Raw genomic sequence first — 18,884 nt, forward strand, 5'->3', positions numbered from 1 at the left:
AGCCGCGCCGGGGCGCGGCTACTCCGTACGCAGCCCGTCCGGGCGCGTCATCCGCCACAGCGCCGGCAGGCTCACCACCGTCACCAGCAGAATCACCCCCGCGCCCGTCCCCGCCACCGGCAGGAACAGCCACCAGTCCGTCAACTCCTTGTTGATCAGCCTCAGCAGCACCGCGCCCAGCACCAGCCCGCTCGCCACCGCCACCGCCGTCCCCAGCACCACCGGCAGCGCGGTCTGCCACAGCAGCGACCGGGCGAGCGTGGCACGGCGGGTGCCGAACGCCACCAGCACCGGGAGCAGCCTCCGGCGCTCCCGGAGCCGCTCGATCTGGGAGATCAGCATCGAGGCCGCGATCAGCACCATGGTCCCGGTGGCGCCCGCGAGCAGCCCGTTGTGGATGCTGGTGTACTTCTGCTCCTGCCCGGGCGTCCTGATCGTCCAGACCGCCAGCGAGGGGTCGATCCGGGCGGCCGTGTTGCGGATGTGCTCCTGTGCCTCGGGAACGTTCTCGTCCGCCTCGACCAGCACCCTGGTGCTGCCCTCGGAGAGCCGGCCGGTGTCGAGCGCGCCGGGTGTCGCGTACAGGCCGTCGTGCTGCCAGGCCGTCTCCGCCGGGCGGTGCGGCGTCACCGTCGGGGTGTTCCGGGGCAGGTTCCACCGCAGCCGTTCGGGGCCGGGGCCCTCCAGCAGGAGCACCCCTCCCGTGCGGGCCATCCGGTCCACCCAGGTCCTCGCCTCCGGAGACCGGTTGCTGCTGAGGAGGAAGACGTCCCCGTCGGCGCAGGAGGCGATCCTCGCGAGCCGTGTGAGCACCCGGCAGTCGGCGATGGTCAGTCCGGCGGACCAGGGCTCCCGCGAGTCGTCCGGGTCCCGCCCCTGCGCGTACACCGAGGTCTCGACCATGCTGAGGGCCTCGCTGACCCCCTCCGTCGCGCCGAACTCCGCGCTCATCCGCCGGGCGGTCCCGGTGCTCGGATAGTCGGCGGAGATCTCCAGCTGGTGCCAGAGCGGATGGCTGCCGTTGTTTCTGCGGAAGTCGTCGTGCATCCCCGCGAACACCATCTGGAGGGCGATCGCCCCGGCCACCGCGACCATGATCCCGCTGACCGACCGGGCCGCGGCCCCGCTTCTGAGCTGGAGCCCGCGCACCGCGAGCTGCCAGGAGACCGGGCCCCCGCGCAGCCGCCCCACCACCGCGTCGACCACCCACGGGAAGAGCGCCGTCACCCCGAGGAGCACCAGGATCGCCCCGGCCGCGAGCGGGCGCGAATGGATCGTCCCCGGGGCCTGGCGGGCCGCGACCGCGTCCGACGCCAGCAGGACCGCCACCCCCAGCACCGGCAGCAGCAGCCGCCACCACAGCCGCCGCCGGCGCGGCGCCGCGTTCCGTACGACCCCCAGCGGCTCGATCGTCACCGAGCGCAGCGCCACCAGCGTCACCAGCACCGACCCCACGGGCACGGCCAGCAGCACCAGCGCTCCGAGGCCGGGCACGGGCACCACGTCCGAGGGGAAGGCGCTCAGCCCCCAGATCCGTACCGACCCGGCGAACAGCCGGGCCAGGGCGAAGATCCCGAAGCCCACCGCCAGCCCCAGCGCCGAACCGAAGAGGGCCTCGCCCGCGGCGATCCGGCGCGTGGTGCGGATGTCCGCGCCGACCAGCCGCAGCGCCGCGAGCCTGCGGTCGCGCAGTTCGCCGCTGAAGCGGACGCCGGTCGCGATGAAGACCGCCACCGGGGCCAGCAGCACCACGCAGATCAGCGTCGCCAGCGCGGTGAACACGGGGGCGACCGGACCGTAGTCGATGCGGGGACCGCCGTAGCCGTCGGTGCGGGCGCCGCCGTTCTCGGCGGTGATGGTCGCGCTGCCCGCGTAGAACAGCAGCTCGCCGGGGTCGACGAGACCGGACTTCCCGATGGTGCCGACCGTGCGGTGGTCGAGCCGGCCGGCGAGCATCCGTCCTTCGGGCGAGCCGAGCAGCCCGGCGAGCGCCGGGGAGACCAGCATTTCGCCGGGACCCGGCATCCGGCCGGCACCGGGCGGCAGCGCGGGCCGGTCGCCGTCCGCCCGCAGCAGATGGCCGCCGACCGTCCGCCCGCGGTACTCGGTGCCGGCCTGCGCCCACACCAGGGAGGTGGCCGAGGGCTCGAACGGCTCCGCCCGCAGCATCCCGGCCGGGGTGCGGGCGTCCAGCCGGTCGTCGCGGCTGTCCATGATCTGCGGCAGCGAGGAGGCGATCAGCAGCAGCGCGACACCGAGTCCGACGCCGGTGGCGGTCAGCGCGTTGCGAATCCACCCCTCCCGGCCGCCGTGCGCGCCGAAGCGGAGCCCGAGGCAGAGATCCCGCAGCCACACCGTGACCGGCCCCCGCCGTTCGTGCACCGGGGGCGCGATCGGCCTCCGGTCGGCGGACAGGGTCACAGGGCGTGGTCCACGTCGCGGGTCCGTCCGTCGCGGACGACGATCTCGCGGTCCGAGTAGGCGGCGACCCGCGCCTCATGGGTGACCAGCACGACGGCGGCGTTGGTGGAGCGGGCGGCCTCCGTCAGGAGCTGCATCACCCGCTCCCCGCTGTACGAGTCCAGTGCCCCGGTCGGCTCGTCGGCGAAGACCACCCGGGGCGAGGTGACCAGCGCCCGGGCGACCGCGACCCGCTGGCCCTGGCCGCCGGAGACCTCCCCGGGGCGCTGGTGCCCGATGTCCTCGACCTCCAGCCGCTCCAGCCACTGCGCGGCGGTCCGCTCGGCGGCCCGGCGCCGGGCACCGGCAAGGCGCAGCGGCAGCGCCACATTCTCCGTACAGGTCAACTCCGGCACGAGCTGCCCGAACTGGAAGACGAAGCCGAAATCCGTCCGCCGCAGCGCGCTGCGCCGGGCGTCGTTGAGCGCGGTGAGGTCGCGCCCGTCGTAGCGGACGGTGCCGCTGTCCGGCGGGACGATCCCGGCGAGACAGTGCAGCAGGGTCGACTTGCCGGAGCCGGAGGGGCCCAGGACGGCGACCACTTCGCCGGGGTGGATGGAGAAGCCGGCCCCGTCGAGTGCGGGGGTGCGGCCGTAGCTCTTGTGCAGGTCCTCGGCGACGAGGAGAGAGCCTGCGGGGATCATGCGCCGGGTTCCTTCCGGAGGCGCCGGGAGCGCTCGGGATGTACGGGGGTCATGCGCGGGTCCCCCCGGTGGTGCCGGGGCGGGTCCCGGAGGCGCCCGGTCCGCCGGGGCCGGGAACACCGGGCCGGTGGGCGCCCGGTCCGGGAGCACCGGGTCCGGAGGCGTCCGGTCCGGGGCCGCCGGGGGCCTCGGGGGAGGCCGTCCCCGTGCCGATCTCCGCCGCCAGCCGGGACAGCCGGGCCGAGGTCAGCTCCAGCCACCGCAGATCCGCCTCCAGATGGAAGAGGGCGTGGTCGCAGATCAGCTGGTCGGCGAGGTCGCCCCCGCGCTTGCGGTCGGTCAGAATCCTCATCAGCCGCAGGTGTTCGGTGCGCTGGCGGTCGAGCAGCTCGGTGGCGCTCCGGCCGGTGAGCAGGGCCAGCACCACCTTGGTGTACAGCGTCGACTGGAGGTAGGGCTCCGGCTTCTCGGGCTGTGCGAGCCAGCGCGCGACATCCGTGATCCCGGCGGCGGTGATGGCGTACCGCTTCCGCTCGGGGCCGCCCCCGGCCTCGACGCCGTCCACCTCGACGAGACCGTTCCGCAGCAGCCGGGACATGGTCGAGTAGACCTGGCCGTAGTGCAGCGGCCGGTCGTGGCCGAACTTCTCATCGAAGGCGCGCTTGAGGTCATAGCCGTGGCGCGGACCGGACTCCAGCAGCGCGAGGAGGGTGTGACCGATGGACATGCACCGCACTGTACGGGGTGTGTATAGCCGGGCTGTAGAGGACGCCGGGACCCGCGCCACGGCCGTGGCGCGGGTCCCGGGTCTCACTTCTCCGGCGGTTTCGGCGGCCGGCCCCGCTTGGGGATGGGGGCCGCGCCGCCGGGCAGCCGCCCGTGCTCCGCCAGTGCCCGCCGGAGCAGAAACTCGATCTGCGCGTTGGCGCTGCGCAGTTCGTCCGACGCCCACCGTGCCAGCGCCTCGTACACCGCCGGGTCGAGCCGCAGCAGGACCTGTTTGCGCTCCGGGGGCGGGGTCACTGGTAGAGGGTGCCCGTGTTGAGGACCGGCTGGGCCGAGCGGTCACCGCACAGCACCACCAGCAGATTGGACACCATCGCGGCCTTGCGCTCGGAGTCCAGCTCCACGATGTCCCGCTCGGTGATCCGGTTGACGGCCTCCTCGACCATGCCCACCGCGCCGTCCACGATCAGCCGCCGGGCCGCGACCACGGCACCGGCCTGCTGGCGCTGGAGCATCGCGGAGGCGATCTCGGGGGCGTACGCGAGGTGGGTGAAGCGGGACTCGATGATGAGGACGCCCGCCGCCTCGACCCGGGCGTGCAGCTCGACGGCGAGCTTCTCGGTGATCTCCTCGGCGTTGCCCCGGAGCGAGAGGCCGCCCTCGTCGTGGGCGTCGTAGGGGTACTCGATGGCGATGTGCCGGACGGCGGCCTCGGTCTGGGTGGAGACGAACTCCAGGAAGTCGTCGACCTCGAAGAGCGCCTGGGCGGTGTCCTCGACCTTCCACACCACCACGGCGGCCAGCTCGATGGGGTTGCCGTAGGCGTCGTTGACCTTGAGGACGGCCGTCTCGTGGTTCCGCACCCGGGTGGAGATCTTCTCCCGCGAGGTGAGCGGGTTGACCCAGCGCAGTCCGTCGGTGCGGATGGTGCCCCGGTACCGGCCGAAGAGCTGGACGACCCGGGCCTCGCCGGGGGCGACCATGTTCAGCCCGCCCATCGCGAAGAGCGCGCCGGCGACGACGACCACGCCGGCGGCGATCAGGGCGATCTTCGCCGCCGCCGCGCCGGAGACCGCGCCGGCGACGATCATCCCGGTGCCGACGAGGACGCCGAGCAGCCCGAGCAGCAGGGCGAGCCCGCCGCCGATACTGCCGGCCGCGAACTCCCGGACCGTGGGTGCCGGCATGTCCGGGAGGTCCTCGTGGGTGGTGGTGCTGGTGGCGGTCATGCCGTCCCCCGTCTCGTTCCGTGTGCCCGCCCGGCCGCCCCGCGGCGGAGCGGCGCGGCCGGGCACGCTAGCGATCGGCTAGCAATGTGATTACACATTAATCGATATCGCAACCTTGTGCACCTCTCGTGAGTCGGTTCCAGGGAGCGGGGTGCTGATTGTCACGTCCGGAAAGTCCGGATCGGTCGACCTTTGTCATAGCGACCGGTGTTAGTTTGCTGAGCTGGTTATCCGTGGGACCCGGGGCGGGAACGCCGGCGCGGTCCGACGGCGCGGCCGGCGGACTGCCCGCGGCGGTACGGCACTTGTGGACGAGACCGAAGAACCGAAGAGCGGAGCGGAACGAGCGATGGGCCGAGCGGAGGCGCGACGGGCGCGGGAGAGCGAGACCCGGGCGGCCAGGAAGGCCGGGAAGCCCAAGGGCATACGGCGCTTCTTCACCTGGAAGAAGATGCTGGGCACGTTCCTCGGCCTCTGCCTGCTCGGCATGGGCGCCTTCTATGTCGTCTATCTGATGGTCCCGGTGCCCAAGGCCAATGCCGAGGCCGAGCTCCAGAGCAATGTCTACAAGTACAGCGACGGCACGATCCTGACCCGCACCGGTCAGATCAACCGGGAGATCGTCGGCCTGGAGAAGATCCCCAGGGATGTCCAGCTCGCCTTTGTCGCGGCCGAGAACAAGTCCTTCTACAAGGACCACGGCGTGGACATCAAGGGCACCACACGCGGTCTGCTCAACACCATCACCGGCAAGGGCAAGCAGGGTGGCTCGACCATCACCCAGCAATATGTGAAGAACTACTACCTGGTCCAGGACCAGACCTTCAGCCGCAAGCTCAAGGAACTGGTGATCTCGCTCAAGGTCGACGAGGAGAAGGACAAGGACTACATCCTCGCCGGCTACATGAACACCAGCTTCTACGGGCGCGGGGCGTACGGCATCCAGGCCGCGGCCCAGGCCTACTACGGCGTCGACGCCCCCGAGCTGAGCCTCGAACAGGGCGCCTATCTCGCGGCTCTGCTCCAGGCCCCCAACCAGTACGACTGGGCGCTGGCATCGGACGGCAGCAAGAAACTCGTCACCGAGCGCTGGCACTACGTGCTGGACAACATGGTCGAGGAGGGCTGGCTGGACAAGTCCGCCCGCGACGGCATGCGGAAGTTCCCCGTGCCCAAGGCCCCCAAGGCCGCCCCCGGGATGGAGGGCCAGGTCGGCTATCTCGTCGACGCCGCCAACACCGAGCTGGAGCGGCAGGGCATCAGCGACAAGGACATCAAGGCCGGCGGCTGGACGATCACCCTCAACATCGACAAGAAGCGCCAGCAGGCCCTGGAGAAGGCCGTCGAGCGGCAGCTGGAGGCCAAGCTCGACCGCAAGGGCAACAAGAAGCACGCCACCGTCCAGGCCGGCGCCACCTCCGTCGACCCGGAGAACGGCGAGGTCGTCGCCCTCTACGGCGGTATCGGCGCCACCGAGCACTGGCTCTCCAACGCCACCCGGCGCGACTACCAGCCCGCGTCCACCTTCAAGCCCGTCGTGCTCGCCTCCGCCCTGGAGAACGAGGCCAGGACCCAGGAAGAGCTGCCGATCGGGCTCAACACGATCTACGACGGCGACAGCAAGCGGCCGGTCGAGGGCAGCGATGTCGCCTTCGCGCCCGAGAACATCAATGACAAGGACCATGGGCCGATCACGGTCCAGGAGGCCACCAACAACTCGGTGAACTCGGTCTACGCCCAGATGATCGTGGACGTGGGTCCCGCGCCCACCAAGAAGACCGCCCTCGACATGGGCATGCGCGACGGCGCCGGCTGGCCCGCCCAGCCCGCCATGTCGCTGGGCACGATGAACGCCTCCACCTGGGACATGGCCGGGGTGTACGCGACCCTGGACAACCACGGCAAGAAGGTCACCCCGACCATCGTGAAGTCCGCCGAGCACCAGGTCCGCAAGGCCGACACCAAGAAGGGCACCGGCGACCAGGCCATCAGCCGGGAGACGGCCGACACCGTGACCCGCTCCCTGGAGGGCGTCGTCAAGGAGGGCTCCGGAATCCAGGCGGCCGGTGACTACCAGGCCGCGGGCAAGACCGGCACCTCCGAGAACAACAAGTCCGCGTGGTACGTGGGCTACACACCCAAGCTGGTCACCGCCGTGGCCCTGTTCGGCGAGAAGTCCGACGGCACCGGCCAGGTCACCCTGACCGACACCATCAACCCGGGCCGCGCCAACGGTGGCGCCATCCCGGCCCAGATCTGGAAGGCGTACACCACCGGAGCGCTGGTCGGCGCCGACGCGGACGCGAGGTTCGATCTGAAGGTGAAGAAGCCGGTGCGGACCGCGCCGTCCTCGTCGCCCCCGGAGCCGTCCTCGCCGCCGCCCTCCTCGCCGTCGCCCTCGCCGACGGAGTCGGAGAAGGAGGAGCCCGAGGCGTCGACCTCGCCGCCGCCCTCCCCGACGCGGTCGTCCTCGCCGCCCTCGTCGCCGTCCGCGCCCTCGTCGCCGACCTTCAGCCAGTCGCCCGGCCCGACCACGTCCTCCTCGTCCTCGCCGCCGGGCACGGGCCAGCCGGGCGGGCCGGACGAGCCGGTCACGGGAGCCGACGGCTTCCGGCGCTGACCCGGACGGAGAGCCGGGAAACACCACGGTGCCTGTGCCACCCGCCTCCGGGTGGCACAGGCACCGTGCCGTTTCGCTCCTCCGCGCCCTGGGCGGTCAGCCGCCGTTGACCTTCTTGGCGATCCTGTCGCCGGTCTCCCGGTCGATGTTCCGCCAGTACTGGAACGCCCGCTCCAGCACCGGGCCGGAGACGCCCTGGCTCAGATGCCCGGCGACATTGGAGACCAGCCGCTCCCGGGCCGCGTCGTCCATCACCTGACGGACCAGCGTGCCCGCCTGGCCCCAGTCGTCGTCCTCGGAGTGCAGGGTGTACGCGTGGCGCACCATCTCGCCCGCGCTCGCCCACCCGGCCGGCTCGCCGTAGCGGTCCACATCGGCCGCCGGGCCGCCGAAGGAGTTCGGCGCGTACGGCATCGAGGCGTTCGACGGGAAGTACCGCATCGGGCCGTCCTTGGAGTAGGAGTTCACCCCCGAGTGCGGCCGGTTCGGCGGGAGCTGGTTGTAGTTCGGACCGATCCGGTACCGGTGGGTGTCCGGGTACGACATCATCCGGCCCAGCAGCATCTTGTCCGGTGACGGCCCGATGCCCGGGATCAGATTCGAGGGCTCGAAGGCGGCCTGCTCGATATGGACGAAGTAGTCCTCCGGGTTCCGGTTCAGCGTGAACCGGCCCACGTCGATCAGCGGGTAGTCGCCGTGCGGCCACACCTTCGTCAGGTCGAAGGGGTTGAACCGGTACCCCGGCGCGTCCTCGAACGGCATGACCTGGACCTTCAGGCTCCAGCTCGGCGCGTCGCCCTTCTCGATCGACTCGTACAGATCCCTGCGGTGCCTGTCCGCGTCGTGCCCGGCCAGCTCGTCGGCCTCCTCCTGGGTGAGGAAGTCGATGCCCTGATCGGTCTTGAAGTGGTACTTCACCCAGAACCGCTCACCGCCGCCGTTCACCCACATATAGGTGTGCGAGCTGTAGCCGTTCATGAAGCGGTACGACCTCGGCACCCCCCGGTCGCCCATCAGCCAGGTCACCTGGTGCGCGGTCTCGGGGGAGAGGGTCCAGAAGTCCCACTGCATCTCGTTGTTGCGCAGCCCGGTGGCCGGGTGGCGCTTCTGCGAGTGGATGAAGTCCTGGAACTTCTGGGGATCGCGGACGAAGAAGACCGGCGTGTTGTTGCCGACCATGTCGTAGTTGCCCAGCTCGGTGTAGAACTTCAGGGCGAAGCCGCGCGGGTCCCGCCAGGTGTCCGGGGAGCCCTGCTCACCGGCGACCGTGGAGAACCGGGCCAGCAGCTCGGTCCGCGTGCCCGGCTGGAACACCGCGGCCCTGGTGTACTGGCTCACGTCCTGGGTGACCTCGAAGAAGCCGTAAGCGCCCGCTCCCTTGGCGTGCACCACCCGCTCGGGGACCCGTTCACGGTTGAACTGGGCCATCTTCTCGATCAGATAGGCGTCGTGGAGCAGAATCGGGCCGTCGGGGCTCACGGTGAGCGAGTGCTCGTCGCTCTCCACCGGGTTCCCGGCGTTGTTGGTCGTGTACGGGGCCTTGGGGGGTGACTCGGTCACGAGCGTCCTCCCGTCCATGGGGAATGAGGGTGTGGTCGCTTCGGCCGTGTTCCCCAGTCAACTCCGCCGACACCTTGTCGGCAACATTTGCCCGGACGCGGGCCCGCCCCCGGCGGGCCCGCACGGGGTCCGCTAGGGGCGGGTGGGCAGCTCGAACCAGACCACTTTCCCGCTGGAGAGCCGGGTCGCCCCCCACCTCCTCGCCAGCCGGTTCACCAGGAAGAGCCCGCGCCCGCCCTCGTCCGTGTCCCGCGCCTTGCGCTGCCGGGGCAGCTGCGGAGAGTCGTCACCGACCTCGCAGCGCAGTACGTCCGTACGGAGCAACCGCAGGGTCACCGGGCGCTCCGCGTACCGCACCGCGTTGGTGACCACCTCGCTCACCAGCAGCTCCACCGCGTCGCTCATCTCCTCCAGGCCCCACCGGGAGAGCGCCCTGCGGGCGAGCCGGCGGGCCCGGCCCGGGGCCGCGTCCTCCGGCTCCAGGAACCAGTAGGCGACATCACTGGGCGCGATCCCGTCGAAACGGGCCGCGAGCAGCGCGATGTCGTCGTCCCGGTCGCCCGGGCCGAGCATGTCCAGCACGTCGTCGCAGAGCGCCTCCAGCGGCGGCGAGTGGTCCGGTCCGGTGAGCTGGGCGGTCGCGGCCAGCCGCTCCCGGAGCTGCTCGATCCCGGTCCACACGTCCCGCAGCCGGGACTCCACCAGACCGTCGGTGTACAGCAGCAGCGTCGCCCCGGCGGGCGCGTCCAGCTCCACGGCCTCGAAGTCCACCCCGCCGACCCCGATCGGCGCCCCGGGCGGCACCCGCAGCACCTCGGCCCGCCCGCCCAGGTGCAGCAGCACCGGCGGCGGATGGCCCGCGTTCGCGATGGTGATCCGGTGCGCCACCGGGTCGTACACCGCGTACATGCACGTCGCCATCCGGTCCGTGCCGAGCCGCTGGGCCTGCTCGTCCAGATGGTGCAGCACCTCCTGCGGCGGCAGATCCAGACCGGCCAGGGTCTGGGCCGTGGTCCGCAGCTGGCCCATGATCGCCGCCGAGGTCATCGAATGGCCCATGACATCGCCGACGACCAGCGCCACCCGGCTGCCGGGCAGCGGGATCGCGTCGTACCAGTCCCCGCCCACCCGCGCGGTCTCCGCCGCGGGCAGATAGCGCGAGGCGAGCCGCACGCCGGTGGGCTGCGGCAGCGAGTCCGGCAGCATGGTGCGCTGGAGTTCGTCCGCGATGTACGCCTCCCTGCCGTACAGCACCGCCTTGTCGATGCCCAGCGCCGTGTGCGTCGCGAGCTGGGCGGCGACCAGCAGATCGTTCGGCTCGAAGGCCGGCCGGTCGGGACGCCGCAGGAAGACGGCGGCACCGATCACCCGCCGGCGGCCGCGCAGCGGGGCGAGTATGGCGCGGTGGCCGTTGGGCACGGTCCGGTCCGCGCCGAGCAGCTCGGGCAGGGCCGCCCGTGCCGCCGCCGAGTCGCCGAAGACGGGCCGCACCCCGCGCAGCACCTCCGACAGCGCCCCGCCGGAACGCACCTCACACAGCTCCGCGGCCGGTGTGAGGTCGTTGTGCGGGTCGATGACGGGGATGGGGGAGGCGGCGCCGAAGTCGGCGATGTCCTCAGCTAAACGCAGCCGGTCCGTCCGGCGCAGCCGTAGCACGAAGGGCGAGACCGGGCGCTCGTCGCCGACCGGCAGCGGATCGCGCAGATAGACCAGGATCGCGTCGGAGAAGGTGGGCACCGTCGCCCGGCAGAGCCCCAGCACGATCTCGTCCAGGTCTATGCCCCGGGCGATCCGGCGGGTGGCGGCGCCGACGAAACGGAGCCGGTCCCCCTCGCGCCGCGCGGTGGCCGCGAGGTCCTGGAGGTCCTGTGGCGGGCCGTTGGGCGTGGGGACGGCGGGCCCGGGCACGGCTGTGGCGCCGGCCGTCTCCGCCCGGGGCCGGGTGCGTTCCTGCGGCCGGGCAGCCAAGGGCTGCCGGCCTTCGTGGGAGGTGGGCTGCTCCGTCACGCGTGGGCTTCCGTCCGTCTGGGCCGGGTGTGCGATGCGAACGCCTCGTGAGGCGGTATACCCGCTCTACGGGTGGCGTCGACAGGGCGGCGCGCATCCGGCACGGCTCCACCCCCTAGAAGTGACTCGTGGTGACTTGCGGTCAGATCCGTTGCTGCGCTCCATGATTACCGAACACCTGCCGAACGGCGCAGCCCTGCGGACGACGATCCTACGTTTGCCCCCAGGGGGCGTATCAAGAGTCTCACGACGCCGTATGCGCCGGAGCGAGTTCCCGGACGGGAGTCGGACATCTTGCGGGGGCGGTGCCGCCCGCCCTCCCGGGCCCGCCCGGCGGCCGGCGTGCTCATGACGCCAGCCGGGCCGGCAGCCGGCCCCAGTCCGCCGGCAGCTCGGGCACCCGCCAGCCGGGGTCGGGACGCCAGTTCTCCCAGCCGTCCGAGAAAGGGCTCCCCCAGGCCCTGATGGACGCCACCGCCGCCTCCCCGGCGGCCCGCACCCAGCGGGCCTTCTCCGGGGTGATCAGGCCGACCCGCTGGGCCTGCTCGAACTCGTCCTCGTCGAGCCAGGACCAACTGCGGTCCGGCAGGACCGAGATGTCCAGAAAGTGGTCCTCGGAGTCGATCCCGCCAGCCCATCGGGTACGCGGCTCCTCCAGGTTGACGTACCAGCTCCGGAACTCCCAGCCGGCGTTCCAGAACAGCCACACCGACCAGGGGTCCCCGGGCCGCGCCAGCTTGAGCACCCCGCTGCCGAACCAGCGGCCCCGCACCACCGTGCGCGGGGCCGTGTAGCGGGTGGCGAGCGGCTGCTCGTGGACGGGGGTGCCGTCCACGAGCACCGGTTTGACGCACTCGGTACCCGGTGCCATCCAGACCGCGAGTATCTCCTCGGTGTCCCGCACCACGGTCACGGGGCGGCAGATGTCCACCTGTCCACGCCCCGCCGGGTCCGGGGCATGGCCGCGATAACGCCAGAGGATGTGGTCCCCGGGGTTCCAGCGTGCGATGCGTTCCGTGCCTGTCATGAGCAGATTTTAGGAGTACGCGCCCGTCCGCGCAGCGATCCGGATCACGGGCGCGTCATCCGCAGCACGTCCAGGGCCTCGTCGAGCTGCTCCAGGGTGAGGTCGCCGCGCTCCACGTACCCCGCGTCCAGGACCACTTCGCGGATCGTCCGGCGCTCGGCGAGCGACTTCTTGGCGACCTTCGCGGCCTCCTCGTACCCGATGTACTTGTTGAGCGGGGTGACCACCGACGGCGAGGACTCGGCGTACTCCCTCGCCCGTTCGGCGTTGGCGGTGACCCCGTCGACCGTGCGGTCCGCGAGCAGCCGGGACGCGGCGGCCAGCAGGCGCACCGACTCCAGCAGATTCCGCGCCATCACCGGGAGCATCACATTCAGCTCGAAGTTCCCCGCGGCCCCGGCGACGGCGACGGTGGTGTCGTTCCCGGTCACCTGGGCGGCCACCATCAGCACCGCCTCCGGGATCACCGGGTTGACCTTGCCGGGCATGATCGAGGAACCGGGCTGGAGGTCGGGCAGGTTGATCTCGGCGAGCCCGGTGCGCGGCCCGCTGGCCATCCAGCGCAGATCGTTGGCGATCTTGGTGAGGGAGACGGCGACCGTGCGGAGCTGCCCGGAGGTCTCCACCAGCGCGTCCCGCGCGCCCTGGGCCTCGAAGTGGTCCCGGGCCTCGGTCAGCGGCAGCCCGGTGGCGCGGGCGACCTCGGCGATCACGGCCGCGGAGAACCCGGGCGGGGTGTTGATGCCGGTGCCGACGGCGGTGCCGCCCAGAGGCAGTTCGGCGAGGCGGGGGAGGGCCGAGCGCAGCCGTTCCACCCCGTACCGGATCTGCGCGGCGTAGCCGCCGAACTCCTGGCCGAGGGTGACCGGGGTGGCGTCCATCAGATGCGTACGCCCGGACTTGACCACCTCCGCGAACTCGGCGGACTTGCGCTCCAGCGCGGCGGCCAGATGTTCCAGCGCCGGGATCAGATCGGCGGTGACGGCGGCGGTGGCGGCGATGTGGATGGAGGAGGGGAAGACGTCGTTGGACGACTGGGAGGCGTTGACCTGGTCGTTGGGGTGGACCGGGCGGCCCAGGCGCTCGGTGGCGAGGGTGGCCAGCACCTCGTTGGTGTTCATGTTCGACGACGTGCCGGAGCCGGTCTGGAAGACATCCACCGGGAAGTGGTCGTCCCACCGGCCGTCGGCGACCTCGGCCGCGGCGTCCGCGATGGCCTCGGCGACATCCGCGCCGATCACGCCCAGCTCGGCGTTGACCCGGGCGGCGGCGCCCTTGATCCGGGCGAGGGCCTCGATGTGCGCCCGCTCCAGACGCTGCCCCGACACCGGGAAGTTCTCCACGGCCCGCTGGGTCTGGGCCCGCCACTTGGCGTGGGCGGGGACCCGCACCTCGCCCATGGAGTCGTGCTCGATGCGGTAGTCGTCGCCGGCGTCGGTCATGGCTGCGCTGCCTCCTGTGCTGGGTTCGGCGGGGCCCCGCCCCGCAGTGGGGTGAGCGCCCGTCCTGTCACGGCTATTCCCATCTCCGCTACCGACCAGTAAATACCTGGGGTAACACAACCCTGTGGAGGCACCATGACACGCACGAGGCAACGACTTCACCGCCGTCACCGACTCCGCCGCACGACCGCGACGGCGCTGGCACTCGCCGCCGGGCTCCTCGGGCTCACCGCCCCCGCCCCCGCCGCGGCCGCGCCCCGGGACGCCGGCGCGAGCACTTCCGCGCCCCTGCCGCCCGCCCTGGAGTCCCTCCGCGCCGCCGAGGCCGTGAAGCTCTACGGCAGCCCCGCCGAGCGCCCGCTCGCGGAGCGCCGCACCGGGCTGATCTCGCTGGGCGACAGCGAGATCTCCGGGGAGGGCGTCGGGAGCTACGAGCCGGGCACCAACGGGCCCGACAACTGGTGCCACCGCTCACCGGACGCGGCGATCCACCGCACCGGGATCTCGGCCGACGTCACCTACAACGTGGCCTGCTCCGGGGCGTCCACCGCGAACATCCGCATCGGCGGCACCCGGCAGTACGCCGATGAGCCGGTCCAGAGCGACAGCCTCGCCATCAAGGCGCGCAACACCCGCATCAAGATGGTGCTGCTGGTGGCCGGGGCCAACGACGACCTCCAGTTCGGCCCGGTCATGACCGACTGCGTCGTCCGCTACGTCACCCTCCAGGGGCCCTGCGAGCCGAAGTACGCGGGCGGCTGGCAGGCGCGGGTGGACGCTCTGGTGCCCAAGGTGGAGGGGACCATCCGCGATCTGCGCACGGTGATGCGGGACGCCGGGTACGCGGACGGCGACTACCGGCTGGTGGTCATGGGGTACCCCAGCCCGATCGGGCCGGACTTCCGGGACAACCCGAACTTCCCGGGGAAGGTCGCCTGCGGCGGGCAGGGATACGACTCCGACACCCGGTGGGGCCGCGACTCGGCGGTGCCGGCCTTCGCCCGGGGGATACGGCAGGCGGCCCGCTCTGCGGGTGCGGTGCACCTCGACAACTCGCGCCTCTTCCACGGGCACGAGGTCTGCTCGGACAACACCTGGGCCCGCGGGCTCTCCATCGACCTGGGGGCCTTCCCCTGGGACGAGAACTCGGTCCGCCAGTCCTTCCACCCCAACGCCCGGGGCCACGCCGCCTTCGCGTCCTGCCTCACCCGGCTGTACGCCTCCGGACTGCGCGAGGCGAGCTGCGCGGATGTCGCCTCCGGCGGGCGCCCGGAGCTGTACGAGGGGGTCTGGGACGAGCTGTACCGGCCGCTGCGGAACGGGGCGACCGGGGAGTGTGCCGATGTGTCGGAGGCGGTGAGCCGCAAGGGGACCGCCGTGGTGGGGTGGGGGTGCCACGGGGGCCGCAACCAGGGGTGGTGGTACGACCCGGGGCGGGGGTCGCTGCACACGGAGCTGAGCCAGGACCGGTGTCTGGATGTGCCCGGAGGGGAGTACCGGGCCGGGGCGCGGCTGATCGTCTGGGACTGCTCGGGCGCGGCGAACCAGCGATTCGCCCGCACCGGGGCGACCATCCGCCCGTCGTCGTCCCCTTCCCTCTGCCTCACCCACCCGTCCCCCCGAGCCCCCCTCACCCTCCAGCCCTGCACGGATTCCCCCACCCAGAACTGGACCTGACCCGGCGGCCCCGGGGACCTGGACATGGGGCCGGCCCCGCCGGCGTTTGGGCCGCACCACTTCAGCCCCGCCGGCGAGCTGAGGCACCAAATCCAGCCCCGCCGGCGTTTGGGCCGCACCACTTCAGTCCCGCCGGCGAGCTGAGGCACGAAATCCAGCCCCGCCGGCGTTTGAGGCGCGGGGGTTCGGGGGCTGGCCCCCGACCCGGGCCCGCACGGTGCGGGGTCCTGTGGCGCGGGGTCCGTCCTCAATCGCCGGACGGGCTGCATCTTGCACGGTGCGGGGTTCTGTGGCGCGGGGTCCGTCCTCAATCGCCGGACGGGCTGCATCTTGCACGGTGCGGGGTCCTGTGGCACGGGGTCCGTCCTCAAACGCCGGACGGGCTGAGATTGCCCGGGTCTCCTGGGGCACGGGGGCCGTCCTCAAACGCCGGACGGGCTGGGGGTGTCGGACGGGCCGGGCCCGGCGCGGAGGCTAGGACAGGCCGGGGCCGCGGAGGGGGATGGAGGTGAAGGTGGGGGACGGGGCGGGCTCGGTGAAGAAGTCGTTGCCCTTGTCGTCGACGACGATGAACGCCGGGAAGTCCTCCACCTCGATCCGCCACACCGCCTCCATCCCCAGCTCCTCGTACTCCACCACCTCCACCTTCTTGATGCAGTCCTGCGCCAGCCTCGCCGCCGGCCCCCCGATCGACCCCAGATAGAACCCCCCGTGCGCCCCGCACGCCTGCGTCACCTGCCGCGACCTGTTCCCCTTCGCCAGCATCACTTTCGACCCGCCGGCCGCCTGGAACTGCTCGACGTACGAGTCCATCCGCCCGGCCGTCGTCGGGCCGAAGGAACCCGACGCGTACCCCTGAGGGGTCTTCGCCGGACCGGCGTAGTACACCGGGTGGTCCTTCAGGTACTGCGGCATCTCCTCGCCCGCGTCCAGCCGTTCCTTGATCTTCGCGTGGGCGATGTCCCGCGCCACCACCAGCGGCCCCGTCAGCGACAGCCGGGTCTTCACCGGGTAGCGGGTCAGCTCCGCCAGCACCTCGTCCATGGGGCGGTTGAGGTCGATCCGCACCACGTCCTCGTCCGAGAGGTGCTCGTCGGTGGTGTCGGGGAGGTAGCGCGCCGGGTCCTTCTCCAGCTGCTCCAGGAAGACCCCCTCGGCGGTGATCTTCGCGACCGCCTGGCGGTCCGCCGAGCAGGACACCGCGATCGCCACCGGCAGCGACGCGCCGTGCCGGGGCAGCCGCACCACCCGGACGTCGTGGCAGAAGTACTTCCCGCCGAACTGCGCGCCGATCCCGATCCGCTGGGTCAGCTCGAAGACCTTCTGCTCCAGCTCCTTGTCCCGGAAGCCGTGCCCGAGGGGCGACCCCTCGGCGGGCAGTTCGTCCAGATAGTGCGCCGATGCGTACTTCGCGGTCTTCAGCGCGAACTCCGCCGAGGTGCCGCCGACCACGATCGCCAGGTGGTACGGCGGGCACGCCGCCGTCCCCAGCGAGCGGATCTTCTCCTCCAGGAACTTCATCATGGCGGTCTCGTTGAGGACCGCCTTGGTCTCCTGGTAGAGGAACGACTTGTTCGCCGAGCCGCCGCCCTTGGCCATGAAGAGGAACTTGTACGCGCCGCCGTCGGTCGCGTACAGCTCGATCTGCGCGGGCAGGTTGGACCCGGTGTTCTTCTCCTCCCACATGGTGAGGGGGGCCATCTGCGAGTAGCGGAGGTTCAGCTTGGTGTAGGCGTCGAAGATCCCGTGCGACAGCGCCTCCTCGTCACCCCCCGCGGTCAGCACGTTCTGTCCGCGCTTGCCCATCACGATCGCGGTGCCGGTGTCCTGGCACATGGGCAGCACCCCGGCCGCCGAGATGTTCGCGTTCTTCAGCAGGTCGAGGGCGACGAACTTGTCGTTGCCGGACGCCTCCGGGTCGTCCACGATCCGGCGGAGCTGCGCGAGGTGCGCGGGCCGCAGATAGTGCGAGATGTCCTGCATGGCCTCGGCGGCGAGGGTTCGCAGCGCCTCCGGCTCGACCTTGAGGAACGTACGTCCGTCGGCCTCGAAGGTGGAGACACCCTCGGCGGTCACCAGCCGGTAGGGCGTGGTGTCTTCTCCCAGGGGGAGCAGATCTGAGTACGCAAACTCTGGCATTGCGGCCATTCCTCACTCGGCAGACTTGACGGACAGCGGCGCGGCTCCCAGCGTAGAGCGCGCTCCCGCGCGCCCCTGCGGTGAGGTAAGGCTCAGTGGACCGGGGCAGCCCGCGCCGTGTTGCCCCTGGTCGCGATCTATCGCGTTTGGATACCCTGGCTCCGTGGACCTCGAAAAGCAGCCCCAGAAGCCTGTCGTCCCCGCTGAGCCCGGCGCCACCCCCCGTGCCTCCGATGCCATCCGCGCGTCCGACGCCGACCGCGACCGGATCGCCGACATCCTCCGGGACGCCCTGGCGGAGGGCCGGCTCGACCCCGAGGAGCACTCCGAGCGGATCGACGCCGTCCTGCGGGCCAAGACGGTCGGCGAACTCCAGCCGCTCGTCCAGGACCTGCCCGCGGCCCGCAAGCAGCCCGAGACCGCCGCGTACGCGTACCAGGCCGGTGAGCCGGGGGAGGTCGCGGAGAACCTGGTCGCCGTCTTCTCCGCCTCCGTCCGCAGGGGCCGGTGGCGCGTCGGCCCGCGCACCAACGCCTTCTCCCTCTTCGGCAGCATCGAGATCGACCTCACCCAGGCGCTCTTCGAGCAGCGGGTCACGGTGATCAACGCCACCTCCATCTTCGGCAATGTGGAGGTCCGGGTTCCGGAGAACATCACCCTGCGCGGAAATGGCAATGGGATTTTCGGCAATTTCGAGGTGCGGACGCTGGAGTCGGCCGACCGCGAGGCCCCCACGGTGGTGGTCAACGGGTACTCGGTCTTCGGGAACGTCGAGGCCAAGGCGAAGCGCGGAAGCCGGGTCGCCGATCTCCAGCACCGCGTGCGGAAGTACTTTCTGGGCTGACGGCTCCGCTCCGGAGCGATTTTTTCGGCCATGAGCGCCCGCGCAGGATTCCCGGCCCCGGGAAGCGTGTACCACTCAGTGCATAGGAGTGCGTACAGCGGGTAGGGAGAGCTGCATCGTCTCTCGCTCGCGAAGCCGTCGTCAGGAGTAGACCGTGCTGCAACTGTCGTACCAGTCCCTGCAGGTGACCGCTGTGCCGTCCCAGCGGGTGCCGGCCAGGGAAGACCAGGACGGACCCTGGCACGCGGAGGCGGTGTGCCGTCGGGACGAGGCCGGGCTGTTCTTCGCGCCGTCGAAGGAGCCGACGGCCGCGCGGCTGTCCCGTGAGGAGGCCGCCAAGCGGGTCTGCGCCCGCTGCCCGGTGATGGTCGAGTGCCGGGAGCACGCGCTGCTCCAGCCGGAGCCGTACGGAGTGTGGGGCGGGCTGACCGCGGCCGAGCGCCGGGTGGTGCTGGCGCGGCGCAGGCGGCGTGATGTGGACGTCAAGAAGGACCGGTCGGCGGCCTGAG

Annotated in this window: 13 protein-coding genes and 1 pseudogene; 4 read left to right on the forward strand and 10 right to left on the reverse strand. The window is 71.6% G+C overall.

Features of this window, described 5'->3' with window-relative positions:
- Nucleotides 1-18 precede the first annotated feature (18 nt).
- The 5 genes and pseudogenes from ACWCRA_RS05035 to ACWCRA_RS05055 form a co-directional block, all read right to left on the reverse strand.
- On the reverse strand, nt 19-2,421 hold the full coding sequence (locus ACWCRA_RS05035) for an FtsX-like permease family protein (RefSeq protein ID WP_451066864.1): 2,403 nt from the start codon (nt 2,419-2,421) through the stop codon (nt 19-21).
- Complete coding sequence (locus tag ACWCRA_RS05040; protein WP_351547098.1) at nt 2,418-3,104, reverse strand: ABC transporter ATP-binding protein; 687 nt, start codon at nt 3,102-3,104, stop codon at nt 2,418-2,420. Before ACWCRA_RS05040 ends, ACWCRA_RS05035 begins: the two co-directional genes overlap by 4 nt.
- A 211-nt stretch (nt 3,105-3,315) precedes the next feature.
- Nucleotides 3,316-3,831 (reverse strand): annotated as a pseudogene (locus ACWCRA_RS05045) (PadR family transcriptional regulator); the annotation flags it as partial.
- A gap of 83 nt (nt 3,832-3,914) precedes the next feature.
- Nucleotides 3,915-4,127: a hypothetical protein gene (locus tag ACWCRA_RS05050; RefSeq protein WP_351547100.1), complete on the reverse strand. Its 213-nt coding sequence runs from the start codon at nt 4,125-4,127 to the stop codon at nt 3,915-3,917.
- Nucleotides 4,124-5,059, reverse strand: coding sequence for an SPFH domain-containing protein (locus ACWCRA_RS05055; protein ID WP_451066865.1), 936 nt, complete (start codon nt 5,057-5,059; stop codon nt 4,124-4,126). The genes ACWCRA_RS05050 and ACWCRA_RS05055 overlap by 4 nt, the downstream gene beginning before the upstream one ends.
- Before the next feature lie 349 nt (nt 5,060-5,408).
- On the opposite strand from ACWCRA_RS05055, the gene ACWCRA_RS05060 reads away from it, so the two are divergent.
- Entirely contained in the window at nt 5,409-7,679 is a 2,271-nt protein-coding gene (locus tag ACWCRA_RS05060) for a transglycosylase domain-containing protein (protein WP_351547106.1), read from the forward strand.
- A gap of 96 nt (nt 7,680-7,775) precedes the next feature.
- Here the strand turns inward: ACWCRA_RS05060 and ACWCRA_RS05065 are convergent, their stop codons facing one another.
- From ACWCRA_RS05065 to ACWCRA_RS05080, 4 genes are all read right to left on the reverse strand, one after another.
- Nucleotides 7,776-9,239 (reverse strand): catalase, encoded by a 1,464-nt coding sequence (locus ACWCRA_RS05065; RefSeq protein WP_351547108.1) that lies wholly within the window; start codon nt 9,237-9,239, stop codon nt 7,776-7,778.
- A gap of 132 nt (nt 9,240-9,371) precedes the next feature.
- Entirely contained in the window at nt 9,372-11,246 is a 1,875-nt protein-coding gene (locus ACWCRA_RS05070) for a SpoIIE family protein phosphatase (RefSeq protein WP_351547111.1), read from the reverse strand.
- 346 nt (nt 11,247-11,592) lie between these two features.
- The gene (gene fomD / locus ACWCRA_RS05075) at nt 11,593-12,273 is read right to left on the reverse strand and encodes a cytidylyl-2-hydroxypropylphosphonate hydrolase (protein WP_351547114.1); all 681 of its coding nucleotides are present in this window, start codon (nt 12,271-12,273) and stop codon (nt 11,593-11,595) included.
- A 44-nt stretch (nt 12,274-12,317) separates the two neighbouring features.
- On the reverse strand, nt 12,318-13,715 hold the full coding sequence (locus ACWCRA_RS05080) for a class II fumarate hydratase (protein WP_451066866.1): 1,398 nt from the start codon (nt 13,713-13,715) through the stop codon (nt 12,318-12,320).
- 135 nt (nt 13,716-13,850) lie between these two features.
- Here ACWCRA_RS05080 and ACWCRA_RS05085 point away from each other — a divergent pair, with 135 nt between their 5' ends.
- The gene (locus tag ACWCRA_RS05085; RefSeq protein ID WP_351547120.1) at nt 13,851-15,392 is read left to right on the forward strand and encodes a ricin-type beta-trefoil lectin domain protein; all 1,542 of its coding nucleotides are present in this window, start codon (nt 13,851-13,853) and stop codon (nt 15,390-15,392) included.
- A gap of 474 nt (nt 15,393-15,866) precedes the next feature.
- On the opposite strand, the gene ACWCRA_RS05090 is transcribed toward ACWCRA_RS05085, so the two are convergent.
- Nucleotides 15,867-17,531, reverse strand: a complete 1,665-nt coding sequence (locus ACWCRA_RS05090) for a fumarate hydratase (RefSeq protein WP_351555552.1) — start codon at nt 17,529-17,531, stop codon at nt 15,867-15,869.
- A 163-nt stretch (nt 17,532-17,694) separates the two neighbouring features.
- Between ACWCRA_RS05090 and ACWCRA_RS05095 the strand changes: the two genes are divergently transcribed.
- The gene (locus ACWCRA_RS05095; protein ID WP_351555549.1) at nt 17,695-18,375 is read left to right on the forward strand and encodes a DUF1707 SHOCT-like domain-containing protein; all 681 of its coding nucleotides are present in this window, start codon (nt 17,695-17,697) and stop codon (nt 18,373-18,375) included.
- Nucleotides 18,376-18,529: 154 nt separating this feature from the next.
- Complete coding sequence (locus ACWCRA_RS05100; protein WP_351555546.1) at nt 18,530-18,883, forward strand: WhiB family transcriptional regulator; 354 nt, start codon at nt 18,530-18,532, stop codon at nt 18,881-18,883.
- Nucleotide 18,884 lies beyond the last annotated feature (1 nt).

Source organism: Streptomyces sp. NPDC001889 (assembly GCF_053594535.1).